This is a genomic window from Bacillus sp. FSL K6-0042 (assembly GCF_038006685.1).
GTDB classification, from domain to species: Bacteria; Bacillota; Bacilli; order Bacillales; family Bacillaceae_G; genus Bacillus_A; species Bacillus_A pseudomycoides.
Genome location: NZ_JBBOVS010000002.1, coordinates 137,534 through 148,160 on the forward strand (window position 1 = coordinate 137,534; position 10,627 = coordinate 148,160).

General features: G+C 33.2%; 13 protein-coding genes. 8 read left to right on the plus strand and 5 right to left on the minus strand.

What is annotated here, in order from left to right; all coding sequences use genetic code 11:
* Positions 1-38: 38 nt before the first annotated feature.
* Positions 39-746, minus strand: coding sequence for an IS6 family transposase (locus tag MHH45_RS26250; protein WP_088094664.1), 708 nt, complete (start codon positions 744-746; stop codon positions 39-41).
* A 249-nt stretch (positions 747-995) separates the two neighbouring features.
* Here MHH45_RS26250 and MHH45_RS28155 point away from each other — a divergent pair, with 249 nt between their 5' ends.
* Both MHH45_RS28155 and MHH45_RS26255 read left to right on the plus strand, forming a co-directional pair.
* Positions 996-1,319, plus strand: a complete 324-nt coding sequence (locus MHH45_RS28155; protein WP_140386115.1) for an IS3 family transposase — start codon at positions 996-998, stop codon at positions 1,317-1,319.
* Between the two features lie 413 nt (positions 1,320-1,732).
* Complete coding sequence (locus tag MHH45_RS26255; protein WP_088094663.1) at positions 1,733-2,428, plus strand: hypothetical protein; 696 nt, start codon at positions 1,733-1,735, stop codon at positions 2,426-2,428.
* Here MHH45_RS26255 and MHH45_RS26260 read toward each other — a convergent pair.
* Positions 2,349-2,981, minus strand: coding sequence for an IS6 family transposase (locus MHH45_RS26260; RefSeq protein ID WP_140386114.1), 633 nt, complete (start codon positions 2,979-2,981; stop codon positions 2,349-2,351). The genes MHH45_RS26255 and MHH45_RS26260 overlap by 80 nt on opposite strands.
* Positions 2,982-3,344: 363 nt before the next feature.
* Between MHH45_RS26260 and MHH45_RS26265 the strand changes: the two genes are divergently transcribed.
* The 4 genes from MHH45_RS26265 to MHH45_RS26280 are packed head-to-tail and all read left to right on the plus strand — an operon-like array spanning position 3,345 to position 6,212.
* Positions 3,345-3,836: an Lrp/AsnC family transcriptional regulator gene (locus MHH45_RS26265; RefSeq protein ID WP_016113415.1), complete on the plus strand. Its 492-nt coding sequence runs from the start codon at positions 3,345-3,347 to the stop codon at positions 3,834-3,836.
* A complete protein-coding gene (locus tag MHH45_RS26270) occupies positions 3,826-4,410 on the plus strand; it encodes a LysE family translocator (RefSeq protein ID WP_088094662.1) in 585 nt (194 codons plus the stop codon). The genes MHH45_RS26265 and MHH45_RS26270 overlap by 11 nt, the downstream gene beginning before the upstream one ends.
* Before the next feature lie 48 nt (positions 4,411-4,458).
* Positions 4,459-5,166: an IS6 family transposase gene (locus MHH45_RS26275; protein ID WP_088094612.1), complete on the plus strand. Its 708-nt coding sequence runs from the start codon at positions 4,459-4,461 to the stop codon at positions 5,164-5,166.
* A gap of 50 nt (positions 5,167-5,216) precedes the next feature.
* Complete coding sequence (locus MHH45_RS26280; protein WP_353779004.1) at positions 5,217-6,212, plus strand: Replicase RepFR55; 996 nt, start codon at positions 5,217-5,219, stop codon at positions 6,210-6,212.
* A 513-nt stretch (positions 6,213-6,725) separates the two neighbouring features.
* Here MHH45_RS26280 and MHH45_RS26285 read toward each other — a convergent pair.
* A complete protein-coding gene (locus tag MHH45_RS26285; protein ID WP_018767642.1) occupies positions 6,726-7,304 on the minus strand; it encodes a DUF3967 domain-containing protein in 579 nt (192 codons plus the stop codon).
* A 385-nt stretch (positions 7,305-7,689) separates the two neighbouring features.
* On the opposite strand from MHH45_RS26285, the gene MHH45_RS26290 reads away from it, so the two are divergent.
* The gene (locus MHH45_RS26290) at positions 7,690-8,913 is read left to right on the plus strand and encodes a ParM/StbA family protein (RefSeq protein ID WP_088094729.1); all 1,224 of its coding nucleotides are present in this window, start codon (positions 7,690-7,692) and stop codon (positions 8,911-8,913) included.
* A 20-nt stretch (positions 8,914-8,933) separates the two neighbouring features.
* Positions 8,934-9,290: a hypothetical protein gene (locus MHH45_RS26295; protein ID WP_018767644.1), complete on the plus strand. Its 357-nt coding sequence runs from the start codon at positions 8,934-8,936 to the stop codon at positions 9,288-9,290.
* 57 nt (positions 9,291-9,347) lie between these two features.
* Here MHH45_RS26295 and MHH45_RS26300 read toward each other — a convergent pair whose 3' ends face one another.
* Both MHH45_RS26300 and MHH45_RS28160 read right to left on the minus strand, forming a co-directional pair.
* Entirely contained in the window at positions 9,348-10,253 is a 906-nt protein-coding gene (locus tag MHH45_RS26300; protein WP_416076180.1) for an IS3 family transposase, read from the minus strand.
* On the minus strand, positions 10,223-10,543 hold the full coding sequence (locus MHH45_RS28160; RefSeq protein ID WP_420482308.1) for a transposase: 321 nt from the start codon (positions 10,541-10,543) through the stop codon (positions 10,223-10,225). Before MHH45_RS28160 ends, MHH45_RS26300 begins: the two co-directional genes overlap by 31 nt.
* Positions 10,544-10,627: the final 84 nt, after the last annotated feature.

The window sequence follows — 10,627 nt, forward strand, 5'->3', positions numbered from 1 at the left end:
TAGAGATATAGAACCTACATGGCCTATTCAATGACAGATTATGATGCAATTCCAAATAACTTATGTATGAACCCAACTTCATTTTGAGCAGACTTCACCTGTAGGTTAAGTTGTCCTTTTTTCATCATATGCATGGCTTCGACGCCGCTCAATATAGAAGTGGCTGTTTCATACGATTTGAATCCTAACATAGAACGTACACGTTTCTTAATGAAACGGTGATCCTGTTCCACTATATTATTGAGATATTTAACTTGCCTTATTTGTATGCCTTCAGGCATATGTTTCTCTTCTTTTAACTCTTGAATCGCTACGGGATAGGCCGGGTTCTTGTCTACTGTTATAACACGAGGTTTACAAATATGAGAAGCAGCCAAGGCTTTCTTGAAAAAGCGCTTGGCTGCTTGTTTATCTCTTGATTTACTTAGATAAAAATCAATGGTATTCCCTTCTGAATCAACGGCACGATATACATACATCCATTGCCCTTTCACTTTAATATAAGTTTCATCGACTCTCCATGAATCATTTGTTGTTTTAAGGTGATGTCGTACTTTCTCTTCTAATTGAGGTCCATATTGATGAACCCATCGCATAATCGTTGTGTGAGCCATGGATAAGCCTCGTTCCTCCATCATTTCCACCAGGTTACGGAAGCTCAAATTGTACTGTAGGTACCATCTTACTGTTAATAAGATTAGTTCCGGCTGATAATGCTTCCATTTGAATACATTTTCCTTTTCCATATCGATCACACACCTTTTTCTAGAGTAATACTATCAGTATGTCCAAGGTTAGGAGATTACTTGCATGTATCTTGAATTTCTTGCACCGGAACCATAAAAACAGCTACAATTTTTTATTCTTAAACAAAGCACTAAGATTCCTATTTTTTAATTAAAAAACCAGGGATTATTACCTCTGGTGTCTCAAAAAAATGTTTTAGACCATAGAAAAAAGGGGATAAATTTCAAACTTATTCAGAGGAATTAAAGATACAAGTTGTAAAAAGTTATTTAAATGGTGAGGGCTGCCACTCCCGCAAAGGAAACTGCCATGACAATGCTTGCATTGAATCATTCTTCTCTCATTTTAAATCTGAAATATTTTATCTTAATTATTATCAAACAAAGGAAGAACTAATTCAAGCTATTGAAGCATACATCCATCATTACAACTACAAACGATTCCAAAAAAGGCTTAGCCATCGAGCTCCGATTGAATATCGAATCTCGATGGCTAAGCCTTTTTTTACAGCTGTCTACTTGACGGGGGTAAGACCAATCAGTATGTCCAAGTTTCGAAGATTCGTTACATGAGCTTTATAGTTTTTGCACCAGAACCCAAGTGGCCCTTATATGTTTGTTAAAATGTGGGTATTTATGGTGACACTCTACTAATAAAAAACATCATTTCCATATATTATAGATTGTAATTATGATGTTTAAAGTTATACTTTTTGTATAACTTTAAAAATTTGTATTATCAATTATACAGGAATAATAACTACTCAGCTATACCTTTAATTTAGGAGTTTCATAGGCGAAAAGTCGGTCTATTTTTTTTGCTACAACACAAACATGTGTGATACCACTACATCTTGTGATAAAACAGATAAACATATTTTTTAGTAATTTTCCCCAACTATCTTATATCTTCATGAGGTGACTGAATAGTTATCAGAAATATTTATATAAGTTATGTATTAGGGTTGAGTTTTTAGGAGGTTTAAATGAGAAAAATATTGCCAGGGGCCATTTTGTCTCATACCCAGTATGGGTATTTAAAGGTACCGAAAAATGTCAAAAGTCAGTGTCCTAAATGCGGTAAATCAAGTGAATTTACGTTAAAAACGAATTTTTACCAAGTTACAAAAAGGGGATTATTCGCAGAAGGGCTTTGTTTTGAATGTCAAAAGCCATCAGAATTTGTGATTATGTTTAATGATTATCCGAATCGAATAAATGAAGAAGTAGAAGTAGAGGTTTATATTTATAGTCCTTCGGATTTAAGAAATCCTTTGGATCAGCTCGAACGCAATAAACATATCCCTATAGACCTTGTCAGGGCATATCGCTCTACTTTAAATGTAAAAGATAATTCTGCTGCTGCAGTACTGTCAAAACGAGTTCTTGAAAGTGTCCTCAAACATTTTCTTGGAGAGCAAAGTAATGGGCAGTCTCTTTCCCAGCAATTTGAGCAATTGCCAGAATATATCGATTTAACTAAACCGATTCAAGATATTGGCCACCTCGTTCATCCCGACAGTCCTCTTTATGGGATGCTTGAATTGCAACAGGAAATTGATGATGAAACAGTAGATTTATTAACAGAATTATCAGAAGTCCTTATCGAATATTTATTTGTGTTGCCTGAAAAAATCGAATCAGTACATGATAAGATTGAACAGAAATTTCCCAAGGGATAGCACGCACACGTTTCTTAATAAAACGGTGATCTTGTTCCACTATATTATTGAGATATCTAACTTGCCTTAGTTGTATGCCTTCAGGCATATGTTTCTCTTCTTTCAACTCTTGAATCGCTACAGGATAGGCAGGGTTCTTATCTACTGATATCACGCGAGGTTTAGAAACGTACGAAAAAGCCAAGGCTTTCTTGAAAAAGCGCTTGGCTGCTTGTTTATCTCTTGATTTACTTAGATAAAAATCAATTGTATTACCTTCTGAATCGACTGCACGATATAAATACATCCATTGCCCTTTTACTTTAATATAAGTTTCATCGACTCTCCACGAGTCATTTGTTGATTTAAGATGATGTCGTACTTTCTCTTCTAATTGAGGTCCATATTGATGAACCCAACGCATAATCGTTGTGTGAGCAATTGATAATCCTCTTTCCTCCATCATTTCCACCAGGTTACGAAAGCTCAAATTGTACCGTAGGTACCACCTTACTGTTAATAAGATTAGTTCAGGCTGATAATGCTTCCATTTGAACAAATTTTCCTTTTCCATACTGATCACACACCTTTTGTAGAGTAGTAATATCAGTATGTCCAAATTTAAGAGATTTTTTGCACCAGAACCCTATTTCCTAATTATCGATGAAGGAGCTTAGAAATGGAAAAGATTCATAGGATTTTAAGTGATTTTGCAAAGGTTAATGCGTATGAAGGTGTAGGTAATGATTATAGTCTAAATCTATAGTACTAGTATTGTCCAAGTTTAGGAGATTACTTGCAAGGGCTTTAGAGTTTTTGCACCAGAACCCTGTTTTTAACATATATATTATTTTTCATTATTAAAGAAAATACCACTTGTTTCTTTGTTAAATAAATATTAAAATGATTAAAAGTTTATAAATAAAGGTTGATTGACTTGGATTCTTACGATTATAAAATTGTACAATCAATAATGAATAATGGTAGAGTTACTTGGGCTGAATTGGCATCTCACATTGGATTATCTTCACCAGCAGTTGCTGATCGTGTCAATCGTTTGATTAGTAATGGAGTAATTAAAGAGATTGGAGCCAAGATAGATGGAGAAAATGTAGGAACAGATTGTACAGCTTTTGTATCAGTTTCATTAGAAAAACCAAAATATAGAGAAGAATTCTTACATCTTATTACTAATTTGGAGGAGGTACAAGAATGCCATCATATTGCGGGGGATGATGATTATTTATTGAAAATTCGTTGTCGTAATACCAAGGATTTAGACAGAGTGATTAGCTATGAGATTAAAAGTCTGCAGGGAGTACTTCGAACAAAAACAACAATAGTGATGGATACAACGAAAGAAACATTTAAAATTCCTTTGCAAAAAGATAAGTTTTTTATTGATGAGGTAGGAGAAAATGATAAGTGAATTCTTACTCAAAGGTCTTATCATTGGTTTTAGTATTGCGGCTCCTGTAGGACCTATCGGAATTTTATGTATTCGTAGAACGCTTGAGAATGGGAGATTCGTTGGATTTATGTCAGGTTTAGGTGCTGCGACAGCGGATGGTTTATATGGTTTAATTGCGTGTCTAAGCTTAACAGTGATAACTAATTATTTGATTAATCAACAATTTTGGTTTCAACTCATTGGCGGAATTTTTTTAGGTTATTTGGGTGTTAAAACTTATAAATCAAAACCCTCAAATACAGCTACTAAAAGTAAAAATGAACAAAATATTAAGGTATATATATCTACTTTCTTTTTAACAATAACTAACCCCGTAACAATTTTGTCTTTTATTGCTCTCTTTTCAGGGGTTGGAATAGCTAATTCAGATATTGACTTAAGGGCAAAATTAATATTAGTATTAGGAGTTTTTTTAGGTTCAATACTATGGTGGTTATTTCTTAGTATTGTTGTTAGCTTATTAAAGAAACGAATAAATGCATATTTTTGGTTCTGGTGCAAAAACGCTAGGAAAATTGCAATGAATCTATAAATCTTGGACATACTGATACTACTAATCTAAAGAGGGTGTGTAATTGGTATGGAAAAGGAAAATATATTCAAATGGAAGCATTATCAGCCTGATATTATTTTATTAACTGTAAGATGGTACCTACGGTATAACCTCAGTTTTCGTGATCTGGTAGAAATGATGGAGGAACGGGGTTTATCCATTTCTCACACAACCATTATGCGCTGGGTTCATCAATATGGCCCTGAATTGGATAAGCGGATCCGACGTTATCTCAAACAAACAAATGACTCTTGGAGAGTCGATGAAACATATATTAAAGTAAAAGGTCAATGGATGTATCTGTATCGTGCTGTTGATTCGCAAGGAAATACAATCGATTTTTGCCTAAGCAAAACAAGAAATCAGAAGGCTGCAAAGCGCTTTTTCAAGAAAGCTTTGCGGTCTTTTCATGTTTCAAAGCCTCGTGTTATAACAGTTGATAAGAATCCAGCTTATCCAGTAGCAATTGAGGAGCTAAAAGAAGAAAATAAGATGCCAGAAGGCATCCAAATTAGGCAAGTGAAATACCTCAATAATATAGTGGAACAAGATCATCGTTTTATCAAGAAACGTGTACGTTCTATGTTGGGATTGAAGTCATTTAAAACAGCAACCTTTATATTGAGTGGTGTAGAGGCTATGCATATGATTAAAAAAGAACAGATTGATTTACGGCATCAGTCTGTTCAAAATCAGAAAAAATTCATCCATCGATTGTTTGGGCTTACAGCATAAAATAGAATTCCGCTAGAAATATATGAGCTATATGCTCTTTCATTTTATTTTTGCACCAGAACCACTTTTTGCTCAGTCGAGCAAAAACCGAATTAAGTCCCCGAATCAAACACTTATCCAAAACACCCGGGGCTATTAATCAAGCAATCAAGAAAGTTACTACTTATATTGATAATATTGTCCTAGAATATGAGGGTGCTACTACAAAGGATTATCTTACCAAACGAAAATATGAGGCATTAGAAACTGTTTTATCCTATTTGGTACAAGAAGGGTATTCTCAAGTAAAGCAAGATCATATCAGCAAAAAATCAGGTATTTCAAAACCAATTATTAACTACGTGTTTAATTGGTTACAAGACTTGGGAGTATGCCAACAAATTAAAGTACGAAGACATGGTAAAATTGCCCCTTCAATTTACATTTTAACTCTACATAACAATTACTTAAAAATCATTGAATATTTCAAGGTAAAATGGGCTGTAGCAATTGATGTATGTTCTACTTTCACTAAATTTTTAAAGAAAAAGCTCTTTAAAAAAACTGTTGAATCCAAGCATGAGAAAAAGAATATTTTATCTAATGGCATAGATATTTTAAATTTTGAAGAACTAGAAAAACCAAATAACACTGCACAAAACACTACTGATAGATCACAAGATTTAAATGATTATTTAAGTAAAGATCAGAAAAAAGCATATCGCTATATAACAAGTCAACCAGTAACATATTTAACAGAACAGGATGCTTATACTATAGCCTTAAGAATGTCGAAAAAAATTGACCGTTATCAAAGATGGGATTTTGAAAGATGCGTTGAATGGTTTGAATATAATCAAGCTGAAATAAGTAATCCCGCTCATTTTATGAAAATGTTCGCTGAAAAATCTAAGCAAAGAAAAGAGCGTAACGATTACATAGCAAAAGAAGCCTTAACTAATATGGAACACAAGCAAAAATACGAAAGCAAACTTCCAATTATAGACTGGCTTAATAGCAAGAAAATGGATTCCGTTTTACAAAAAATGGGCGTTCTAAAGTCCTAATAAAAAAACATCTAAAACTTAGCCTTGCTCAAAAAAAATTAATTAGCAAGGCTATTTGTCATGTATTCTTATAACCCCCAAGCAACTTATCCTTCTTCGATACAAAGAAATTCAAAACACCTCTCAGTTCCTATAATTATTTCTCATTTTCTAGACTATTCAGCTATGAAATTTACACTTATATAAAACTGAAAATTCACTCATTTACTCACAGATTAACCTTGAAATTTACTAAGATAAAATCTTGAATCGCTTGGTATAGTTAGCCTAACATCCCTAAAATAGATTCTAATGTTTATAATAGTTTTATTTTTTAAACAAGATTTAATAAATATAGTATTCTATCCCAAATTCACAACTACTTCTATATTCAACAAGGATTAGACCTTTATCACTTTTAATAAATCAGTTGTTATTTCTGTGATTATTTAAGGAGACATATCAAATTCATAAAAAAGTAGGGAAGCTTGTAAAAACATACAAGTTTCCCTGCTTTTTTACGTATTATTTAAGTTATTTTTTAAATAATTTAGCGAACCATGATTTCTCTTGTTGAGTAGATGCAACTAGCTTCTTAGTTTCTTGTATTTCACGAACTACTTCTAATAGCTGTTGATCTCTGTTATTTATTTTCCCATCAATATTCTTTTGTTGTTCATCAATCTTATTTAGTAACATTTGATTAGTTTGTTCTAAATGGTCTATGCGTTTTAAAAGTTCCATGTTCATGGCTTTTTGTTCTTGAAAATATATAGAAACCTCTTTCATACTTTCATACATTGTCTGAATGATTGGCTTCGTTATTTCGTCGTCTTCATCACTCTCTTCTACCACAATATAATCTACGTTTTGTTTTAACATCCGTTCTATTATCTCTGGTGGCTCTTGTGCATCTTTCATATTAGCAATTAATTTAAAAAGCTCTAATGCTTCCTGTTCATATCTCAGTGTTCGCCCCTTCGTCCCAGCGACGGTTGGTAAATATGGTTTGAATTGATCCCGCCATGCCTGAAGAGTTGTCCGTGGCTTCCCAAGCATCCTTGCTATATCTGCAAGGGAATATGTTTTCTTGTAAGGTTCTTCCCTATCCATTTCATTGTCACCGCCTCATCGTCATTTGTTGTTATCGATGTCGATCATGTTGTCATTGCATTGTTATTGATCATCATTTATGTCGGTCATGTTGTTGTTTTACTGCTATTCATCATCATTTATGTCGGTCGTGTTGTTGTTTTACTGTTATTCATCATCATTTATGTCCGACATGTCGGCATCTAATTGTTATGTGTCTAATTCGTTTGAAAGAAGGTATTTCCTTGTTTATTTTGAATTTTTTAAGTGTATAGGTTAATTAAATAATAAGTACGATTAAAGTCGCACTTATTATAAAAGGTGTTCTTATTTTTGGTTAAATGTGCTAAAATATAATTAAAAGTAGTACTTAAGTCGTACTTAATGTATGGAGGAGGAATTATAAATGAAAATCGGAAGAAAAGTAGCGGATTTCGGAAATAGTTTTAATAATTTCATGGTTGATGGTTATTATATTGAACTTGCAACGAATGTAGTTAAAATTTCAAAGAAAAAAGCTGAGGATTTACTTGTTGATCGTATTTCTAGACCAGAAGATTTACTAGATAGATTACTAATTTCTACTGAAATTGATGGTGAAGAATCTTTCTATTTAGTTGGACAATTAGCTGAAGATAATCAATTAGCAAACTCTCATGTAAATAAGATGCACGATAAAATTAATAGTCCTATCCCTTACATAAGCTTTTTAGGAGCAATTGCATATTATCATGCTCTTAACGCTGAGCAAGAAGATAATGAAGTTGAAATTGAAAACATGAGTATGATGCTTCCAATTTGGCTTTTAAAACGCGAAGAGAAATTTAGCATTGCCCATAAAAAAATGGAAGAAAGATTTATCGGTGAACATAAAGTTAAAGTGTTAACACCAGGAATGGAAAGAGAACTAACTATTACAGTTAATTCAGCAAAATGTAGAAATGAATCAGAAGTTGCTAGACATTCTTTAAAATATAAAATGGTTTCAAAAGATCAGAATACAAATGTAATTAGTATTGAAAAGCGATATGAATCCGAGAGATTCGATGACTATGAAGTGGTTTTAACTGACATTGGTGGCGGTTCTACAGATGCTGTGCGATTAGGTAAAGGGCTCACTACACCTAAGCACAGAGATTCTTTCCAAGTTATCGATATTGAACCATTCTTAGGATACCTAGAACGCTTTAGAAAAGAAAAATTGATTCAATACTTTAAAGATCTAAGAACATTAGAGAAATTTATTGTTAATAATTATAAAGAACAAAAGTATGTACTATCGAATGAAAATACTGGTGAAGAATATGATTTCACAGCTGAAATTGTAGAAGCACTAAAAGAATATGCAAGAATTTTAGTTGCTAAAATTCTTGATGTATTCATCCCATCTAGTACGAATACAGTATTGAAATTCATCTATATCGGAGGCGAAGCACCAGTTTTAGAACCATACATTCGTCTTGCTTTATTGGATCATATGTCTGAAACAGCTGCTAAAAACAATCACTTCTTCTTGAACGATATTATTCAAAATAACGAGAAAGAAGTATTTGCTCCAACATCACGTACAATTAACCTAGCTGCGCTAGAATTAAAAGCAATTGATGAAATGAAGGGACAGTTAGCATAGAATAAAGGGACGTGCTGATAATGGCTAAAAATAGAAAAATGGCATTGCGTGCTGATAATATGCCTGACGATGTATATAAGATTCTTAATGAAAAAGCTAATAGTAGGCAATTAACAGCATTTGTTGTTGAACTGGTACAAAATGAAAAACGTTATGAGCAACTACTGCGGAAATTAGATCATGTAGAACAGAGATTAAATCTTTTAGATACAGTTGAAAATAAATTGGATCTTCTACTTACTAATGGATTTGTTCCCACACAGAAACAAGAAGATTTAAAAATGGAAGAGCCTGTACTCCAAGAAGGTAAAATTATTGATGCTAAGGAAGTACTTGGTGGTATTTCTGAAGAAGATAACGAAGAGATTGATTTCTAACTAATAAAAAGACCTTTAGGTGGTCTTATCCCTGTCAAGTAGACAGTATTAAAAAGACTAAGCAGCCATCGAGACTCGATATTCTATCGGAGCTCGATGGTTGAGTCGTTTTTGGAACCGTTTATAGTTATAAAAGTAAATATATTCTTCAATTGCTTGTATTAAATCCGCTTCTGTTTTAAAATGATTCAAATACAACATCTCCGATTTAAAATGGGAGAAAAACGATTCGATACAGGCATTATCATGGCAGTTTCCTTTGCGAGAGTGGCTGCCAATGATACCTAAATCAAAAAGTCGTTTGTTGTAGGCATGAGATGTGTACTGGAATCCCTGATCTGAATGGAGAATGGTTCCACGCACATCTCTTTTTTGTGCCAACATTTCAATTGTATCTAATACAAGTTCATTATCATTGCGCTTGGAAATTTTCCAAGAAATAACTTCGTTATTATAAATATCTTGTACAACAGAAAGATAGCGGAATCCCTCTTGAAATCGTAGGTAGGTAATGTCTGTAACAAGCGCTTCATTTTGTTGGCGATCTTTGAATTCACGGTTTAAAACATTTGGAAAAGTATTGGAATAATTCCCTTTAAAGAAGCGACGCTTCTTCCGAATAATAGACTGAATGTTGAGCTCACTCATTAAGCGATATACCTTTTTGTGATTTATAAAATAACCCTCTTCTTGTAAAGCGATTTTCATACGTGGATAACCATATTCCTTGTGCTTTACGTGAATAGATTGTATTACCTTTTTTAATCGTTGATCGGATTCTAGTCGCATGTTTTTCATACTTTTTGTATGAATCCACTTATAGTAACTTGAACGATGTACACCCGCAAATTTAGTAAGCCATATAACTGGAAATTTTCTCTTTAATGATTCAATGATATGATATCTCTCTTTATATTTTAGTACGCCTCCATTTACAGATTTGGATACTGCTTTTTTAAATATTCAACCTGAGCCTTATAGTAGTCACGTTCCTCTTCAACAGTGTTGAAATGAACACGTTTGCCTTTTAGAGGGTTTGGTATACCTTTCATTCCACTATTTTTCCCACGAGTATCTGTAATCTCACCACATTCTTTAAATTTTTTCACCCAATTTTTAAGTTGGGTAGAACTTCTAAGCTGATATTTTTCCTTTATCATATTGTAACTTCCTTCTCCGTTTAAATAACTTTGAACAGCTGATAACTTTAATTCTTCTGAATATGTATTAAAAGTTGAGCCTTTTTTGGTCATGAAAAATCCCCTCCAAGTAATAGTGTAACATCCATGTGTGCACATGGTCTTTTTTACACTGTCTACCTAAAGGGGATAATACCA

Excerpts from the sequence above, each read along its gene's own strand:
- MHH45_RS26250 (WP_088094664.1), bottom strand. The coding sequence starts at position 746 with ATGGAAAAGGAAAATGTATTCAAATGGAAGCATTATCAGCCGGAACTA.
- MHH45_RS26255 (WP_088094663.1), top strand. The coding sequence starts at position 1,733 with ATGAGAAAAATATTGCCAGGGGCCATTTTGTCTCATACCCAGTATGGG.
- MHH45_RS26260 (WP_140386114.1), bottom strand. The coding sequence starts at position 2,981 with ATGGAAAAGGAAAATTTGTTCAAATGGAAGCATTATCAGCCTGAACTA.
- MHH45_RS26270 (WP_088094662.1), top strand. The coding sequence starts at position 3,826 with ATGATAAGTGAATTCTTACTCAAAGGTCTTATCATTGGTTTTAGTATT.
- MHH45_RS26275 (WP_088094612.1), top strand. The coding sequence starts at position 4,459 with ATGGAAAAGGAAAATATATTCAAATGGAAGCATTATCAGCCTGATATT.
- MHH45_RS26285 (WP_018767642.1), bottom strand. The coding sequence starts at position 7,304 with ATGGATAGGGAAGAACCTTACAAGAAAACATATTCCCTTGCAGATATA.
- MHH45_RS26290 (WP_088094729.1), top strand. The coding sequence starts at position 7,690 with ATGAAAATCGGAAGAAAAGTAGCGGATTTCGGAAATAGTTTTAATAAT.
- MHH45_RS26295 (WP_018767644.1), top strand. The coding sequence starts at position 8,934 with ATGGCTAAAAATAGAAAAATGGCATTGCGTGCTGATAATATGCCTGAC.
- MHH45_RS28160 (WP_420482308.1), bottom strand. The coding sequence starts at position 10,543 with ATGACCAAAAAAGGCTCAACTTTTAATACATATTCAGAAGAATTAAAG.